The organism is Streptomyces sp. NPDC054757, from assembly GCF_053612185.1.
In genome coordinates this window covers 37,604-55,267 of record NZ_JBSHBW010000042.1, presented here as the reverse complement: position 1 = coordinate 55,267, position 17,664 = coordinate 37,604, and the positions used below count along the sequence as shown (strand labels likewise).

The 17,664-nt window shown below is 71.7% G+C and carries 11 protein-coding genes, 2 tRNA genes and 1 pseudogene; 4 read left to right on the top strand and 10 right to left on the bottom strand.

What is annotated here, in order from left to right; translation table 11 throughout:
* Window positions 1-127: 127 nt before the first annotated feature.
* From ACWGKJ_RS32315 to ACWGKJ_RS32290, 6 genes and pseudogenes are all read right to left on the bottom strand, one after another.
* Window positions 128-2,407: an ArnT family glycosyltransferase gene (locus ACWGKJ_RS32315; protein ID WP_385026496.1), complete on the bottom strand. Its 2,280-nt coding sequence runs from the start codon at window positions 2,405-2,407 to the stop codon at window positions 128-130.
* On the bottom strand, window positions 2,404-3,684 hold the full coding sequence (locus ACWGKJ_RS32310) for a glycosyltransferase (RefSeq protein ID WP_385026499.1): 1,281 nt from the start codon (window positions 3,682-3,684) through the stop codon (window positions 2,404-2,406). The genes ACWGKJ_RS32315 and ACWGKJ_RS32310 overlap by 4 nt, the downstream gene beginning before the upstream one ends.
* A gap of 452 nt (window positions 3,685-4,136) precedes the next feature.
* Window positions 4,137-5,612, bottom strand: a pseudogene (locus ACWGKJ_RS32305) (HAMP domain-containing sensor histidine kinase); the annotation flags it as partial.
* 17 nt (window positions 5,613-5,629) lie between these two features.
* A complete protein-coding gene (locus tag ACWGKJ_RS32300) occupies window positions 5,630-6,367 on the bottom strand; it encodes a response regulator transcription factor (RefSeq protein ID WP_385026502.1) in 738 nt (245 codons plus the stop codon).
* A gap of 229 nt (window positions 6,368-6,596) precedes the next feature.
* Window positions 6,597-7,469, bottom strand: coding sequence for a DUF2797 domain-containing protein (locus tag ACWGKJ_RS32295; RefSeq protein ID WP_385026505.1), 873 nt, complete (start codon window positions 7,467-7,469; stop codon window positions 6,597-6,599).
* A 282-nt stretch (window positions 7,470-7,751) separates the two neighbouring features.
* Window positions 7,752-8,717 (bottom strand): BRO family protein, encoded by a 966-nt coding sequence (locus tag ACWGKJ_RS32290; protein WP_385026507.1) that lies wholly within the window; start codon window positions 8,715-8,717, stop codon window positions 7,752-7,754.
* A gap of 255 nt (window positions 8,718-8,972) precedes the next feature.
* Here ACWGKJ_RS32290 and ACWGKJ_RS32285 point away from each other — a divergent pair, with 255 nt between their 5' ends.
* Window positions 8,973-9,383 carry a RidA family protein gene (locus ACWGKJ_RS32285; protein ID WP_385026510.1) on the top strand — a complete coding sequence of 137 codons (411 nt, stop codon included), beginning with the start codon at window positions 8,973-8,975 and terminating at the stop codon, window positions 9,381-9,383.
* Window positions 9,384-9,469: 86 nt separating this feature from the next.
* Here the strand turns inward: ACWGKJ_RS32285 and ACWGKJ_RS32280 are convergent, their stop codons facing one another.
* Both ACWGKJ_RS32280 and ACWGKJ_RS32275 read right to left on the bottom strand, forming a co-directional pair.
* Window positions 9,470-9,805, bottom strand: coding sequence for a hypothetical protein (locus ACWGKJ_RS32280; RefSeq protein WP_385026513.1), 336 nt, complete (start codon window positions 9,803-9,805; stop codon window positions 9,470-9,472).
* 154 nt (window positions 9,806-9,959) lie between these two features.
* Complete coding sequence (locus ACWGKJ_RS32275; protein WP_385026516.1) at window positions 9,960-10,382, bottom strand: MerR family transcriptional regulator; 423 nt, start codon at window positions 10,380-10,382, stop codon at window positions 9,960-9,962.
* Window positions 10,383-10,452: 70 nt separating this feature from the next.
* Here ACWGKJ_RS32275 and ACWGKJ_RS32270 point away from each other — a divergent pair, with 70 nt between their 5' ends.
* Window positions 10,453-11,787 carry an MFS transporter gene (locus ACWGKJ_RS32270; protein ID WP_385026519.1) on the top strand — a complete coding sequence of 445 codons (1,335 nt, stop codon included), beginning with the start codon at window positions 10,453-10,455 and terminating at the stop codon, window positions 11,785-11,787.
* A 95-nt stretch (window positions 11,788-11,882) separates the two neighbouring features.
* Here ACWGKJ_RS32270 and ACWGKJ_RS32265 read toward each other — a convergent pair.
* Window positions 11,883-11,955, bottom strand: a tRNA-Arg gene (locus ACWGKJ_RS32265).
* A 188-nt stretch (window positions 11,956-12,143) separates the two neighbouring features.
* Window positions 12,144-12,237, bottom strand: a tRNA-Ser gene (locus ACWGKJ_RS32260).
* A 262-nt stretch (window positions 12,238-12,499) separates the two neighbouring features.
* Between ACWGKJ_RS32260 and ACWGKJ_RS32255 the strand changes: the two genes are divergently transcribed.
* Complete coding sequence (locus ACWGKJ_RS32255) at window positions 12,500-12,985, top strand: SSI family serine proteinase inhibitor (RefSeq protein ID WP_385026522.1); 486 nt, start codon at window positions 12,500-12,502, stop codon at window positions 12,983-12,985.
* A 266-nt stretch (window positions 12,986-13,251) separates the two neighbouring features.
* Window positions 13,252-17,595, top strand: a complete 4,344-nt coding sequence (locus ACWGKJ_RS32250) for a PAS domain-containing protein (RefSeq protein WP_385026525.1) — start codon at window positions 13,252-13,254, stop codon at window positions 17,593-17,595.
* Window positions 17,596-17,664 lie beyond the last annotated feature (69 nt).

The window sequence follows — 17,664 nt, the reverse complement described above, 5'->3', positions numbered from 1 at the left end:
CCCGGGGGGGGCCGGGGCAGCCCCCCCCGCCCCCGCCCCTTCTTGCGGCCGCCTCGGCGGTCGCCGCGCTTCTTGCTTCGGCGGTCGCCGCGGTTATCACTGCGGCGGTCGCTTCGGCGGCTGTGCCTCAGCTGCCGGAGGAGCTCGTGCCGGCCGCCTTCACCTGCGTCAGGTCGTACAGCGTCGTCGAACCCACCGTCACCTTCACGAACCGGCCCTCGACCCAGGACGTGATCTTCGAAGCGGTGCCGCTGCCGGAACCGCCGGGTCCCGTGCCACCGCCCATGCCACCGCCTGCGACGAAGTAGTGGATCTTCCCTTCCGTCACGTCCTTCTTGAACTGCGCGAGCGTGGGGGAGGGATCGCTGCCGTTGAAGCCACCGATCGCCATGACCGGCTTCTCGGTCGCGAGCTGGTAACTCGCGGCGTTCTGCGAGCCGATGGCTGCGGCCATCCAGGTGTAATCGTCCGCGTGGGCGCTGATCCTGGCCTTGACCTTGGCGCTGACCTGCTGACCGTCGAGCAGCCCGCCCATGCCACCGCCCCTGCCGCCGCCCGGGAAGCCGCCCTCGGCCATGCCACCCGCACCACGGCCCGCCCGGCCCTGGCCGTTCTGCGCCTGACCCTGCCCCTGACCCTGGCCGTTCTGGGTCTGGCCCTGCCCCTGGCCCTGCTGACCGGTCGGCGGCTGACCCTGCTGTCCGCCGGGACCACCGCCCGGGGCCTGACCGTTCCCCCCGGTCCGGCTATCCCCCCCGGCCTGGCCGTTCGTACCCGGCCGGCCGTTCATACCGGCTCCGCCGACCATCCCGCCGCCCTTCCCGTTCGGCAGCTTCCCCATCCGCGGGCCGCCCCCGCCGGGGCCGCCGCCCATGCCGCCCATCCGGCTCGCCCCCGCCGGGCCCGCCGTCACGATCGAGCCGGTGTGCGGGGTGGCCAGCGTGGAGACCGTGTACGCGAACGGCGCGGCCAGCGAGGCCACCAGCCCCACACCCGCGGCGCCCAGCGCCAGCCGGCGGTTCAGCCGGCCCGCCAACGCCAGGCCGAGCGCGGCGGCGAGCCCCGCGACCAGCACCGCCCAGCGCAGCCAGGGCAGATAGTCGGGCGTCCGGCCCAGCAGCACATACGCCCAGACGGCGGTCGCCGCGACCACGACACCCAGCACCGCCGACCAACCGAACCGGCCGCGCTCCTCCCAGAGCACCGAGACGCCCATTCCGACGAGTGCGGCGATGTACGGCGCCAGGGCCACCGTGTAGTACTGGTGGAAGATCCCGGCCATGAAGCTGAAGATCAGCAGGGTCATCAGCAGGGAGCCGCCCCACGCCAGGAACGCCCCGCGCGCGGTCTCCGTACGCTTCGCCCGCCAGGTGATGACGACGCCGGCCACCAGCAGGATCAGCGCGGCGGGCAGCAGCCACGAGATCTGGCTGCCGATCTCGGAGTTGAACATCCGGTCGAGACCGGTCTCACCCCAGCCGCCCATCCCCCGGCCGCCACCACCGCCACCGCCACCGCCACCGACGCTTCCGGTCTCGTCGCCGCTGATCCGGCCGAGCCCGTTGTAGCCGAAGGTCAGCTCCAGGAACGAGTTGTTCTGCGAGCCGCCGATGTACGGACGTGAGGACGCGGGCCACAGTTCGACGATCGCCGTCCACCAGCCGCCCGCGACGACCACCGCCACCGCGGACAGCCCGATCTGGGCCAGCCGCCTGCGTACCGTCGTGGGCGCGAACACCGCGTACACGACAGCCAGCGGCGGCAGGATCAGGAAGGCCTGAAGCGTCTTGGCCAGGAAGGCGAAACCGATCGCCACACCCGCCCACACCAGCCACTTGGTCCGGCCGTCCTCCAGCGCCCGCAGCACGAGGTAGACGGTGACCGTCATCAGCAGCGCCAGCAGAGCGTCCGGGTTGTTGAAGCGGAACATCAGCGCCGCCACCGGAGTCGTCGCCAGCGCACCCGCCGCGATGAGCCCGGCCGCCGCACTGAACCGGCGCCTGACCGCCGCGTACAGCACCGCGACCGTCCCCACCCCCATCAGCGCCTGCGGGACCAGGACCGACCAGGAACTCAGCCCGAAGATCCGCACCGAGAGCGCCATCGGCCAGAGGGCGGCCGGGGGTTTGTCGACCGTGATGGCGTTCGCCGAGTCGAGCGAGCCGAAGAAGAGGGCCTTCCAGCTCTCCCCTCCGGCCTGGACCGCCGCGGAGTAGAAGGAGTTGGCGTATCCGGACGCGCTGAGGTCCCAGAGGTACGCGACGAGTGTGAGCAGCAGCAGCCCGAGGAACGCGGGGCGCGCCCAGCGCGGGTCATCGGGGCGTCCGCGCCACAGCCGGACCAGGCGCGGAGACATGGCCGGCGGCGCGGCGGTGGTCGGGATCTGGTGAATGCCGGTGGTGGTCATCGTGCGGTCCTCGGGTCGTCGGTGCGCCGCTCGGGGAACACCCAGGCGCGGAAGAGCAGGAAACGCAGCACCGTCGCTGCGAGATTGGCCGCGATCAGCACGGCGAGTTCGGTGCCGTGCGAGGGGGCGTCGGACGCTGCGCCGAGCGCGGCGAGCGACCCGCTGGTGAGGGCGAGGCCGATCGCGAACACGACCAGCCCCTGGGCCTGATGGCGTACCGCGCTGTCGCGCCCGCTCACCCCGAACGTGAGCTTCCGGTTGGCGGCGGTGTTGATCAGCGCCGAGACCAGCAGAGCGCCCGCGTTGGCGATCTGGGGGCTCACGCCCGTACGGAACAGCGAGTAGAGCAGCAGATAGAGCAGGGTGGAGACCGCGCCGACGACGCAGAAACCGACCAGCTGGCGGGCCAGCCCGCCCGGTACACCCGGCAGTTCGCGGTCGCGGGGGTCTTCCCCGAAGGGGCGCGCAAGGCGGTCGAGCGGGAGCGCGCCGACTCCCAGCGCGCGCCCCACCCGCCAGACGCCCTTGAGGTCGTCGACGGCCGTCCGCACGATGCGCACGGTGGACTCCGGATCGTCGACCCAGTCGACGGGAACCTCATGGATCCGCAGCCCGGCCCGCTCGGCGACCACCAGCATCTCGGTGTCGAAGAACCACCCGGTGTCCTCGACCATCGGCAGCAACCGCTGCGCGACATCCCGGCGGATGGCCTTGAACCCGCACTGGGCGTCGCTGAACCGGGCGGAGAGCGACGAGCGCAGGATCAGGTTGTACGCGCGGGAGATGAACTCGCGCTTGGGGCCCCGCACCACCCGCGAACTCCTCGCCAGCCGGGAGCCGATGGCCAGATCCGAGTGGCCGGAGATCAGCGGGGCGACCAGGGGCAGCAGCGCGTTGAGCCCGGTGGAGAGATCGACGTCCATATAGGCGAGCACGGGAGATTCGGACGCGGACCACACACTCCGCAGCGCCCGGCCGCGCCCTTTCTGGTCGAGCCGGACGGTCCGCACCTCGTCCAGCGTGGCCGCGAGTCCGGCGGCCACATCGGGCGTCCGGTCGGTACTTGCGTTGTCGGCGATCGTGATGCGGAAGCTGTACGGGAACGTGCCGGCGAGATGGTCACGGAGCCGCAGCACACATGGTTCGAGGTCCTTCTCCTCGTTGTACACGGGGATCACCACATCGAGCACGGGCGCGTCGGGCACGGGCGCATCGGCCGCCGTCACGGGGAGGTGCTCCCGCGCAGGCAGGGCGCCTGGAGAAGTATCGGTTCGCATACCGACGACACTCGCCAGCCGCGCTGTCATCCCTGTGTGCTCAGCCTGTGGTGGGACTGTGAGTCGGGGGGTGTGAGGGTGGGGCGGCGGGGGGGCTGTGAGTTTGGGGGTGGGACGGCGAGGGGCTGTGAGTCGGGGGGACGGACAGCGGGGGTGGCCGGGACTGGCCCAGCCGGGGAGGCCGACGGGGCAGCGGGCACGGCCGACACCGTGGAGAACGGCGGGGCAGCGGGGACGGCCGGAGCCGCAGGGGTGTCGGGAACCGCAGGGGTGCCCGGAGCTGCACGAGTACCCGGAACCGCAGGGGTGCCCGGAGCTGCACGAGTACCCGGAACCGCAGGGCTGCCCGGAACCACACGAGTACCCGGAACCGCAGGGCTGCCCGGAGCTGCATGAGTGCCCGGAACCGCAGGGCTGCCCGGAACCGCACGAGTACCCGGAACCGCAGGGGTACCCGGGACCGCAGTGCCCGGAGTCGCAGGCAGCCGCACCGCGAACTCCGTCCGCCCCGGCGCGCTCCGTACCGTCACCGTCCCGCCGTGCGCCGCCACGACCGCCTGCACGATCGCGAGACCCAGCCCGGTCGAACCGGCGTGCCGCGACCGTGAGGCGTCCCCACGGGCGAACCGTTCGAAGACATACGGGAGCAACTCGGCCGGAATACCAGGCCCGTCGTCCAGCACCTCCACCACGATCCCACCCCCGCCGCCCCCGCCCCCGCCACCGGCGCCGGCGCCCGCGTCCCGGCGTACCCGGGCGGTGACGGTGGTGCCGGGCGGAGTGTGGGTACGGGCATTGGCCAGCAGGTTGACCAGGGCCTGCTGGATACGGGCCCCGTCGGCCGACACCAGGGCCGGTTCGTCGGGCAGTTCGAGCCGCCAGATGTGGTCCTGCCCCACCGCGCGCGCGTCGCTCACCGCGTCGATGACGAGCGGCGACAGATCAGTTCTCGCGTACGCGAGCGGGCGCCCGGCATCCAGCCGCGCGAGCAGCAGCAGATCCTCCACAAGGCCGGTCATCCGCCCGGCCTCCGACTCGATACGCGCCAGCGCGTGCCGGGTGTCCGGGCCGGTCTCCTCATGGCCGCGCCGGGTCAGTTCGGCATAGCCCAGGATGGCGGCCAGCGGGGTCCGCAGCTCATGGCTGGCGTCGGCGACGAACTGCCGTACCCGCGTCTCGCTCTCCTGCCGGGCGGCCAGCGCCGAACCCACATGGCCCAGCATCCGGTTGAGCGCCGCGCCGACCTGTCCGACCTCGGTCCGCGCATCGGCCTCCGCATACGGAACTCGTTCCAGCGGGGCCACTTCGCCGCTGTGCAGGGGGAGTTCGGAGATCCGGGTCGCGGTCGCGGCGACCCGTCGCAGCGGGCGCAGCGCCATCCCGACCAGCGCGGTCCCCGTCACGACTGCCGCCAGCAGCCCGGCCGCCGTGACACAGACCTCGACCACGATCAGGGTGGTGACGGTGGACTGGACACCGGTCAGCGGAAACGCAAGCACGAACGTACCGCCGGGGGAGTAGGCCGCCCGGAAGTCCCCGAGCCCGGGGAGCGAAACGGTGTGCGTGTGCCCGTCCCTGGGCACCGACTTCAGCGCGTCGAGCTGGTCGTCCCCGAGCGGCTCGCTACCGGGCAGCGCACCGGGCGCGGCCACACTCTTCACCCCGTCGACCAGGTCGCCGCTGCCGCCGACGGTGCGCCCGCCGACGGTTCCTATCGGCAGGCCGGGCTGCTGGACGATGGGACGGTCGGCGCCCATCGGATCGTGGTCCGGCCGCCGGGCCGCCGCCGTCAGCTGTTTGTCCAGCTGGTGCTCCAGATTGGAGTGCATGGCGATCGTGGTGACCGTACCGATCACGGCCACCACCACGGCGATCAGCGCCACGGCCGAGACAACGAGCCGAGTCCGCAGCGACCAGCTGCGACGCACCGACACCCGCGACTCCCCTATTCCCCGGGCTTGATCAGATATCCGGCACCGCGCCTGGTGTGGATCATCGGCGTACGCCCCGCGTCGATCTTGCGCCGGAGATACGAGATGTAGAGCTCGACGACATTGGCCTGGCCGCCGAAGTCGTACGACCACACCCGGTCGAGGATCTGCGCCTTGGACAGCACCCGGCGCGGGTTGCGCATCAGGAAGCGCAGCAGCTCGAACTCGGTCGCGGTGAGATGGATGTTGGTGCCGCCCCTGGTCACATCGTGGCTGTCCTCGTCGAGGGTCAGATCGCCGACGGCGAGCAGCGACTCGCTGCGCTGCGCCCCCGTACCGGACCGCCGGATCAGCCCGCGCAGTCTGGCCACGACCTCCTCCAGGCTGAACGGCTTGGTCACATAGTCGTCACCGCCCGCGGTCAGCCCCGCGATCCTGTCCTCCACGGCGTCCTTGGCGGTCAGGAAGAGCACCGGCACATCCGGCAGCTCACGGCGCATCCGGCCGAGCACGGCGATGCCGTCCATGTCCGGGAGCATCACATCGAGCACCACGGCATCGGGCCGGAACTCACGCGCCGCCCGCACCGCTCCGGCCCCGTCACCGGCGCTGCGCACCTGCCAGCCCTCATAGCGCAGCGCCATGGAGAGCAGCTCCGCGAGCGAGGCCTCGTCGTCCACGACGAGAACACGCACCGCGGTGCCGTCGGGCCTGCACATTCCGGTACGCCCCTGGGGCGAGGTCGTAGTCATGCACCCACCCTCCGAGCAACCTCTGAGAGACCCCTTTCCCCATCCTGTGAATTTCCTGAGAAACCCGGCCCCCACCGGACAGCAACCGCCCCGGCCCCGGATGGCCCCACACCCGCACCGGCATCCACACCGGCACCGCCCCGCGCTCACACCGCACTGCCCCGCACCGCCCCCCAGGGACAGGCCGCACCCTCACCGCCCCATGCCCTACCGCTCCACGGCACCCCCCTCAGAACAACCCCGGCTGCTCCACCTCCGCTTCTGCCGGCGCCGCACGCACCGGCACGGTCACCCCCGCGTCCGGCTCCGCACCCGTCAGCCCCCAGCCGGCCATCAGCCGGGTGTCGAGGACGGTCACCGAACCGTCCTCCCCGGCAAGATGCAGGTCAGGCCCTGCGGCAGCCACCAGCCGCCCGGCGACGGCCCCGCCCGCCACCAGTTCACTCACCACCCCCGCCGGTTCACCGAGCCCCGCAAGCCCGAACACCTCCCCGTGGTCCGCCACTTCGCAGACCATCCGCTCCAGCGAATCCGGCCACCCGGCCAGCGCGACGGCCCGCGCGTGCACCTCACGTATCTCAGCCGCCCGCTCCTCCCGCCCTGGCAGCCGGGACCGGACCGCCCGCTTGTCGGCGTACGGGATCCGGTCCGGCACCCCGAGCGCCGTGCGCAACAGTTCCTCGGTCCGCCGCGCTGCCATCAACGGCCCCCGCCCCAGCCAGCTGAAGGCCACCGCCCCCTGCTCCTTCAGCCGCGCCGGACCGCGCGCCTCCGCCGTGATCCCCACCTTGACCATCCGGGGCCCGAACCAGGCGAGATAGACGCGGTAGACCCGGGGGTCGTCGGCGATGGTGTCGGCCGCCACCGAGTGCGCCCGGTCGAGCCGCGCGCACTCCCCGCAGCGCGCCTGCGTACCGCGCCCCGGCACCCGCGCCCCCACCGGACAGGGGTGTCCCCGCGCGCCGACACACCTACGCTCCCCCGCCGCCTCGACCCGGAAGCCGAGGTCGGCCCCGTAGACCAGCGGACTGGCCCGGTCCCGCCCCTCCCAGACGAGGCACGGCCCCTCGTCCCCCCACCGCAGCCCACCGGAACGCCACATGACCCCGCCCCTCCCTTCCTGCTCTTCCGCTCTCCCGCCCCGCTCGTACACGGTGACCCGCTCGTACACGTTGATCCACCCGCACAGTGACGGTGGTTGATCCACCCGCACAGCCACGGTCGCAGTCCACTCGTACAGGGGTGATCCACTCGCACACCGACGGCGAATCCGAGTTACTCGCAGCATGCCACCCACCACTGACAGTGGGCCCTCACCCGGCAGCCGCCCGGCACGGAGACGCGTCGCGCGCCCAGATCCGATGGCGGCTCCGCGCCCCTCGGCTCAGACGAGTACGTAGACCGGCGCACCGTCCGCCGCGCACCCCGACTGACGTATGCATCCGCGCCGCAGCAGATGCCGGACACAGTCCCGGACCCGGGCGGGGGACAGGCCAGTACGTGCGGCGATCTCGTCCGTACTGCAACGGGCGGCCCCCTCCACCAGGCCTGGCGCCAGCACCGTCGCGACCGTACGGATGTCCTCGGTGATGACCAGATTCCGGTCCTGCCAGCACGCGAGCAGTTCGCGCGGAGTACCCGCCGAAGCAGCGGACGCCCCCGGCTGTGCGCGCTCGGCGAGCCGGTCCAGCGAGTCGGCGATCCGGTGGAAGGCCTGGGTCAGCAGGTGCTGTCCCCGGTTGACCTCACGCAGGAGCAGATGACGCTCCTCCTCCCGGGCCGCCCACGCCTCTTCGGCCCGGATGCTCCGCTCCTCCAGCCGTACGATCGCGTCGACGATCTCCTCCGGCATGACAAAGGCGGTACGCAGATCGGGTGCGGGCTGCACCGGGGCCGGGACGAGTGCGTAGCCGCCGTCGCGCTGCACCGTGGCCACCACATCGGCCACCCATCTCCTGAAGGGCGCGGCCTCCTGCTTCGTACAGCCGTTGACGAGCTGGACGAGTCCGGCGAGCGTCACCATCTTCATGGACTTCTTCAGGCCGTGACCGGCGATCCTGCGGGAAGCGTCTGCCCCGTAGACACTTCGCGCAAGATCGCCGAGGCTCTGCCGGCAGTCCGGCGAGACATGCCACAACAGCGCCTGCCGGGTGTTCGCGTAACCGAGACTCCCCGCGACATCCACCGCGGGAAACCAGTGCGTCCCGTCGGGCAACGTCAACCGCCGCACCCGCGCGCCGGTCGCCGCATACACGAAGTCGCTGACATCGACCGCGTCCCGGCAGTGCGCCATCGGCTCGTCACCCGACGTGCAATCCGGCGTGTCATCCGGCGTGTCCTGCTCGCGCATCGAGCACCACCTCCGCCCCGGAACCTAGCCGCAGGCATATGCAACTCCGCCCGGTCAAAGGCAAGTTCACTCGATAGGCGACAGCGACCCGGTCTCCGCAACTCCGGCCCGGACGGTCGGAGACGGCCACATAACCCGTTACGGGAGTCGGGGGGGGGGCGGCGGGACCGTGCGGCCGCGAAATTGGGGAGCGGGAGCCGCCAGGGTGCTGGCAGGATGGCCGCGCTCAGCACCCGAGGAGAAAGGCCCCGCGCCATGGCCCGCGCCATTACTCTGATCCGCTCCGCCTCCCTGTCCGACGTCGCCGAGTACGCCTACGCAGCCACCGCGCCGCCCGAGTCACGCCTGATCTTCCTCGCCGGGTCATGCCCGCTGAACGAGGACGGTTCCACGGCAGCGATCGGGGACTACGCGGGCCAGGCAGCGAAAGCCATCGAGAACATGCAAGCCGCTCTTACCGACGCGGGCGCATCACTCCAGGACGTCATCAGCACCCGGGTGCTCGTCGCATCAACCCGGCGGGAGGACCTGGTGGCCGCCTGGCAGGTAGTCCGCGACACCTTCGGCGACCACGACGTACCCAGCACCTTGATGGGCGTCACCGTGCTCGGTTACAGCGACCAGCTCGTCGAGATCGAGGCCGTGGCTGCCGTGCTCGATTCCTGAGACCTGCCCGGAGGAGACCGCGAACCCGGGATGGCCGGCCGAAGTGAGCGTCGCCATGCCCCGCCGTACCCCATCCCCATGCCGTATCACTCCGGATGGTTCAGCGCTTCCTTCTGGAATTGCACCGCCGCAAGGAGGCTCAGCTTCGGCTCGGCCCGGCGCAGCGCCTTCACCGCCGCGACCGAGTCGATCTCCCCGGTGAACCCGGCAGCCGCCAGCCGGGACCGTACCCAGCGGGCCCGCAGTTGGCTCTCGGTGGCCGCGGCGGTCGACTCCACGAGAGCGGCGGCACGTTCCAGCCCCGGGCGGTCCTCGGGCGACGCATCGGCCAGCGCCTGACTCAGGGCCGCCGCGACCACGTCCGCGTCCCGGATGACCAGCACGAAGTCGTTCTTCCTGTTCCATCCCGCCATAGCTGCCATGTGTATCACCGTGCCGGGCGTGCTCTTCGTACGGCAAGGGAATTGAGGGTTTCCAGAGGCTCAGCCTGGTGCCTCGCACGACCGCAAGTTCGAGGCGAAGTCGGCGACCATCCGGCAGTACAGAACTGGCCGGGCCGACAGCTGTTGTCGCGGATCAGGACGTTGCTGACACCGAAGGGCAGTTCAGTGTTGCGTGAGAGCTGCCAGGCACCGGCGCTCGGCACTGTCCGACTTCAGTCAGGTACTCGCTCATCGCATCACGGTTGCGGATGAGTACGTCGATCCGCTCGGTGAGCCGGTCCCGCTCGGCGGCCAGCAAGGCGAGCATCTCCGGTGTCGCATCGGGAAAGTGGATCGACCGAGGTTTGTCCAGGCACGGAAGGATCTGCTTGATGATGCGAGTGGGGAGCCCCGCATCCAGCAGGCCACGGATCTGGTTGACCCGGTCCACGTAGCGCTCGTCATACTCCCGATACCCGTTCGCGCCCCGGTCCGGGACAATCAGCCCCTGCTCCTCGTAGTAGCGAAGGAGCCGACGGGACGCACCCGTCAGTCGCGACAACTCACCGATCCTCACACCCACCGAAGCTACTCGGCGCACCCCGACTTGACCCTCACATCTATGTGAAGGTTTCAGGATTCGGCCCATGACCACCACGTCTTCTGACACACAGTCTCGTACGCGACAGGTCGGCCTGCCATGGTCGGCGCTGCTGGCACTGGGGACTGCCGTCTTCATCACGAGCTTGACGGAGACTCTGCCCGCCGGTGTGCTGCCTGAGATGTCGGCTTCACTGGGCACCAGTTCAGGCGCTACCGGCCAGGCCGTCACCGTCTATGCGGCCGGTACGGCGTTGACCGCGATCCCGCTCGCCAGGGCGACAGCGTCTGTTCCGCGGAAACCACTGCTGCTCGGTGCCATGGCCGTCTTCCTGGTGGCCAACACCCTGACTGCGGCTGCCCCGGGATACGCCGTCCTGCTTGCGGGCCGGTTCCTCGCCGGAGTGGCCGCCGGCCTGGCCTGGGCGATCCTCGCCGGCTATGCCCGCCGTATCGCACCTGCCGGCCTGGAAGGACGCGCCATCGCAGTGGCGATGACCGGGATCCCAGTGGCGTTGTCCCTGGGAGTCCCGGTCGGCACGCTGATCGGTGAACAGGTGGGATGGCGGGCGGCGTTCGGCGCTGTCTCCCTGGTCACTCTCGCCGTCATCGGCTGGATCAGCGCATCCGTCCCGGGCGTGCGGCAACCCGCCATGGAACAGACCGGCACCAACCGCCCGGACCCCGCACCAGAATCACCGAAATCGCCCCTGCGGCAGACCCTGGCGCTGCCCGGTGTCGCGCCGATCATGGTCACGGTCACGACATTCGTTCTCGGGCACACGATCATCTATGCCTACATCGCTCCCTACCTGCAGCACGCAGGGCTCGGGGCGGCGACCGACGCGGTTCTCCTCGCTTTCGGTGTCGCCTGCCTGGTGAGCATTTGGTACGTCGGACGCCATGTCGACCGCCGACTACGGACTCTGATGATCACCGGCTCGGCGCTGTTCACTCTCGCCACCGCAGCTCTTGCCGTCAGCACCACACACGCGATCGTCTGGGTCGCCGCTGTTCTTTGGGGACTGGGGTGGGGCGGCGCCCCGACCTTGCTGCAAACCGCAGCCGGACAAGCCGGAATGCGGCACAGCAGCGCTGCCGCCGACACCGCACAAGCCGTCCTCGTCACCCTCTGGAACGCCGCGATGGCCCTGGGTGGCATCATCGGTGGCCTCCTGCTGCAAAGCCTGGGCGTCACCGTGATCGCCGTATCGGCCGCCGCCCTCGGGGCAGTCGGCCTGCTCATCGTCGCCGGGGCCAGACACCACGGCGTTCCGGAACACTCGGGCCACGCCATGACCCACGCCCACACACCCCTGGGCGCAGGAAGAGGCGCGCCCGGCGATCGAGCTGCCCGGCGATCGAGCTGCTGTCCGGCGTGATGGGTGGCACCGGATGATCAAGTTGCTGCGCTTCGCCGCCGTACGCCAGTGAAACGCAAGAGGCCCCGGATCTCTCCGGGGCCTCTTGCCTGCTGTGCACTCGGCAGGATTCGAACCTGCAACCTTCTGATCCGTAGTCAGATGCTCTATCCGTTAAGCTACGAGTGCTTGGCGTTCCGGGCTTTTCTGCCCCGTCCGCGTTGCGAGAACAACATTACATGACCTGCGGCGTCAGGTGAAATCCATTGGCCGCACCCTCACTGAGCTGCGGAAACTCACCCAGCCCACGCCCTGCGGACCATGCCGCGGGACGACTGAAGCCCCGTCCTTCACGGACGGGGCTTCAGTGATCCAGCTGGCGGAGGCGGAGGGATTTGAACCCTCGATGGGCCGTAAAACCCAAACCGCATTAGCAGTGCGGCGCCATAGACCGGACTAGGCGACGCCTCCAGCACACCGAACACAGTCGCGCGAGCGCGAAGTGGTGCGTGCAGATGATGACACAGCTTTGCGGGCCGTCACCAATCGCGCCCCACGGTACTAGGCCGTGGGGCGGCAGAGCAAAGTCGTTCGTGGCGCGCAACGCACGGCGCTCAGGAGCGTTAGAGAGGCAGGGGCGCCACCGCCCCCGAGCCGTACCACTGATGAGTCGTACTGCGTAGCCGTACTCCTCATTCATGTCCGCCGACCCGACCCGCCGAGGAGTTACGTCATGCTGCGCCGCATCGCCCTCACCGCCGTCGTCTGTCTGTCCGCGCTGGCCGCCGCCCCCGTCGCCGCGACAGCCGAGACCACCGCACCGGCCGCCACCGCCCCGGTCCCGGCCCCCGTCACGCAACCCGGCCACCGGCTTCCCGATCCCCGGGTCCGTGACCGGCTCACCATCAGCGTCTCCGATTCCGGCGCCCGCGCCGCCGACGGCACGCGTCGGCTCGTCTGCGCGCCCGCCGGAGGGACGCACGCCTCGCCGCAGCAGGCATGCGACCGGCTGGACCAGCTCGCCGCCGACGGGCGGAAGCCGTTCGCGCCCGTCCCCGCCACGAGGATGTGCACGATGCAGTACGGCGGCCCGGCCACCGCGCACATCACCGGGGTCTGGCGGGGGCAGCCCGTCGATGCGACGTTCCGGCGTACCAATGGGTGCGAGGTCGCCCGCTGGGACGCGCTCGAACCTGTCCTTCCGCGTACCGTCGCCTGAAAGTTCAGCCGGAAGCGACCGGGAGGGCCCTGGAGCGACAACAGCGTCCCGGGACGGCCGGGAGCACCCGGGACCGGCCGTGCCAGACCGTTCAGACCTGCCGTGCCAGGCCGTTCGTGCACACAACCTTGGTGAGAGCTCCCCCTCATCCGCCGCATGTCCGGAGCGCCTGCCTTTAGACTTCCAGCAGTGACACACCGTGGCCCGAGGGGCAAGATGGGCCGGGTTGTCAGCAAGGTGCAGTAGTTCAGGGAGGAAGCGTCGTCGTGAGCAGCAGGCCATCCCGAGGCGCTGCTCGCCTCGCAGCCATACTTGACGCCCTCCCGGACGGGCTGTTGCTCGTCAATTGCAACGGCACGGTCGTCAACGCCAACTCCATCGCCCTCGAAGCCTTCGAGACACCGGGCACGGCACTCGTCGGCCGGGGACTGCTCGATCTGCTGCCGCACTTCGACTCGCGGCTGATCCCGGGTTCGATGCGGCGGCCCGAAGGCGCGGACGAGCGGGGCAGGACGAAGCCGACGCGGATGCTCGCGCGGCGCACCGACGGCGCGGAGTTCCCGGTCGAGGTGACCAGCGCGAACCTGGAGGACGGCCGGGAGGCCTACGACCCGCGCGCCGGCGGGTTCACCGGTGACGAACTGCTGATGCTCGTCGTACGCGATCTGTCGGGCACCATCGACACCGAGGCCGAACTGGCCCGTTCGCAGCGGCAGACCGAGATGATCCTCCGCGCGGCGTCCGAGGGCGTCGTGGGCACCGACACCGACGGGCGGGTCGTACTCGTCAACCCTTCCGTCGCGCAGATCCTCGGCTTCCGGGCGAGCGATCTCGGCGGCAAGGAGCTGCACCCGCTGGTGCAGCACTCCCGCGCCGACGGTGAGCCGTTCCCGTACGACGAGAGCGCCCTCGCCGACACGCTGAGGTCCGGGCGCAAGCACCGGGTGCGCGGGCAGGTGCTGTGGGCGAAGGACGGCAGCCCGGTGCCGGTCGATCTGACGACGGCGCCGGTACGGGACGGTGAGCAGCTCGTCGGCGCGGTGCTGACCTTCGCCGACCGCCGCCCGTACGAGAAGCAGGCCAAGCAGCACGCCGACGAACTCCGGGCCAAGGACGAGCGGAACGCCGCCGCCGATGCACGGCACACGGACGAACTCGCGGCCCGGGACAAGCGGCACGCGGACGAACTCGCCGCCCGCGACGAGCAGCACGCGGCCGAACTGGCCGCGCGGACCGAACAGTACGAGGCGCTCCAGGAGCGGCAGCAGCAGCTGACCGCGGTCCTCGGCGACGCCCTGCGCGGGCCGTTGGAGGAGCTGCGGGCCGAGCTGGGCACGCTCGCCGCCGATCCGGCCGGACAGCTGTGGCCCGAGGCCAACCAGATCCTGCACCATCTGGCCGCCGGATACGCCCGGATGACCACGCTCGTCGACAGCGTGCTCGGCTTCCAGCGGCTCGCCGCCGGGACCGAGGAGCTGACCAGGGCGAAGATCATGCTCGACACCGTGGTGGCGGCGGGTGTGGAGGGCGCGGTCGAGCTGATCGGGCCCGGCCGGGTGCAGTTCGCGGTGCACGCTCCGCCCATAGAGGCCGAGGTCGACGGTGGCCGGCTGGCGAGCGCTCTCGCGCATCTGATCGCCGATGTGGCCGGTGTGGACGCCACCGGCAAGGCGCGGGTCTCGCCCGGCGGCGCCTATGTGGACTCGACGATCGTGGTGGCCGCCGCGCAGCGCGGCGAGGTCGTACGGATCGAGGTGCGCGGGCCGTTCGGCGGCGGCGACCCGGTGCACGAACCGATCGTGCGCGGCATCGTCCGGGCGCACGGCGGCGTGCTCCAGACCCATGAGGTGCCGGGGACGACCGGCAGTGCGTACGTACTGGAGCTGCCCATCGGGAACGGTTCGGGGACGCTGGACCCGGCCGCCGCGAACGGTGCCGTACCGGCCGAGCCCGGCGGTGGCGGTACGGCGCAGGACCGGCCGAACGCGTCGGCGGGCGGCGGACGGCGGCGGGGCAGGCGCTCCTCCACGGATGCCTTCCTGGAGGGCTCCGGGGGCGACGGGGGCGCGAACCCGGCGGACGCCACGGGTGCCGGTGCGCCGGAGCCGCCCACGGGCCGACGCAGGGCACGCCGTGGGGAGGCCGGGCCGGGTGGCGCCGGTGCGCCTGGTGGCTCCGGTGGGCCGAGTGGTGCTGGTGGGCCGAGTGGTGCTGGTGGTATCGGTGGCTCCGGTGGTGCCGGTGGTATCGGCGTGGCGGTTCCCGCGCCCGGCCCCGCTCAGGCGTTGGCTCCAGCTCCGTCGGACGCTCCGGGTGCGGCCCGTACGGACGGGTCCGGTGCGGGTCCGACCGGCAGGGGCGGGCCCGGAACGGTGCCTTCCGGTGCCGACGCGGCCGGGGGCGGAGCCAGGGGTGTGCCGGGCAGTGCGGGCAGTGCGGCAGCGGGCCGCACCGGGCCGTCGATTCCCGCGCAGGAGAACGGCGCCGGTGACGGCGGGACAGGGCGCAGGCGCGGGCGTACGGACGCACCGCTCGGCGGACGTACGGAGCTGTCGGATGGAGCCGGCGGCCCCCAGGGCTCCATGGGCTCCATGCCTGCCGCAGGAGGCATGCCGTCGGAGGGGTCCGTGGTGACCGCCGCCGAGAACGCGCGGGGCGGCGCGCCCGGTGGCCACGCACAGCGCGGGGCGACGGTGCCGCCGCAGGGCGTACCGGCGGATGCGCCGGTGCCCACCGGGCGGCGCGCACGGCGCACGGACGGGGTGCGTGAGATCGAGAACACCCGCCCCGCCCTGGGCCCGGCGCCCGCCGCTCCCCAGCAGGAAATCGCGGCACACAACCAGCCGGGCCAGCCGGGCCAGCCGCAGACTCCACCCCCGGGCCGCCGGGCGCGCCGGGCTCTGGCCACCGCTTCGGCATCGGCGGCCGCAGAGGCCGAGCGCCCGCGTACGCCGTTCGCGCTTCCCCCTGCGGACGCCGACCGCGTACAGGGACAGCCGCAGCCGGGCCCCGTACCGCCCGAGGGCTCGCTGCCGGGCCGCCACGACTCCGTACGGGCGGACGGACGGACCGGCGGTGAACCGCTCGCGCCGCCGCAGCACCATCCGGCGGCGGGGATGGAGGCGGGTGAAGAGGTGCCCAAGGACGGCACGTTGTACGCGTCGCCCGAGGGCTGGGCCTCCGTCACCGAGCGGGCGGCGGCCGACGAGGCCGCGGCCCAGCCGCTGCCCGCCGAGGAGCCGGTGGCCGCCGATGGCACGCAGGGACGTGCCATAAGCGTGCGGACGCTCGGGCAGGGTATGCCGTTCGCCGAACAGTTCGCGGCACAGCAGAACCAGCCGCACTCGCTGGGTTCCGGACGCCGGCGCAAGCTCGCGGCCCCGCCGGAGGGCGAGCGCCCCGAACCGGCCGCCCGGCCACACCCCCAGGCCACCGGCGAGCAGGGCGCACCGCACGAACAGAGCGCACAGCAGCCGACCGCACAGCGGCAGGGCCGCTCGCCGCAGGGCCACCAGATGCAGCGCCACCAGATGCAGGGCCAGGCGCCGCAGGGGACGAACCAGAACCGGCCGGGTCAGATGCCCCCCTCGGCTCATACGGCCCAGCAGCCCCCCATGCCACAGCAGGCTCAGCTTCCCCAGCAGGCCCAGAAATCTCCACAGGCCGCGCAACCCTCCCAATCCCAGCAGCCGCCGCAGTCCCAGCAGGCCGCGCAGTCGCTGCAGAATCAGCAGTCCCAGCGACGCCTCTCACCGCAGTCGGAGGGCCGTTCGTACGCCATCGGCGCCCCGGACGAGGGGGCGGAGGGGCCCGAACCGCTGGACGGGCCCGGTGGCGCCGTGGAGGTGGCCAACCGGCCGCAGCCGCAGCCGGTGGACGACGAGTTGCCTCCCGAGCCGCTCGACAACCCGCGGCGGCTGCTCGTCTGGCCCGCGCCCGACGTCTCCACTCAGCAGGCGCTGAGCGACCGCGGCTACCGCCCGGTGATCGTGCACTCGCGGGAGGAGGTCGATGCCCAGATCGCCGCGTTCCCGGCGGCGCTCTTCGTCGACCCGCTGACCGGGCCGATCACCCGTAAGGCGCTGCAGTCACTGCGCCAGGCGGCGGTGGCGGCCGAGGTGCCGGTGCTGGTGACGGCGGGGCTCGGGCAGGCGACGCGGGAGGCGGCCTACGGGGCTGACCCAGCCGTCCTGTTGAAGGCGCTGGCCCCGCGCGACTCGGAGCAGCACCCGTCGCGTGTGCTGCTGATCGAGGAGCACGAGGAGATCGCGCTCGCCCTGACGGAGACGTTGGAGCGACGCGGTATGCAGGTGGCGCGGGCCGGCACCGACGCGGAGGCCGTCGCCCTGGCTGCCCAGATGCGGCCGAACCTGGTGGTGATGGACCTGATGCAGGTACGCCGCCGCCGCGCCGGGATCGTCGACTGGCTCCGCGCGAACGGGCAGCTGAACCGCACCCCGCTGGTCGTCTACACCTCGGCCGGGATGGACGCGGCCCAACTGCCGGGACTCGCGTCGGGCGAGACCGTGCTGTTCCTCGCGGAACGCTCCACCAGCGCCGAGGTGCAGGGCCGGATCGTCGACCTGCTGGCGAAGATCGGCACCAACTGAGGCCGTAGACCGGGCCGGGGCGATCAGGCGGGGCGGCGGTCGGGCCGGGGCGCTCTGATACCGGGCCTC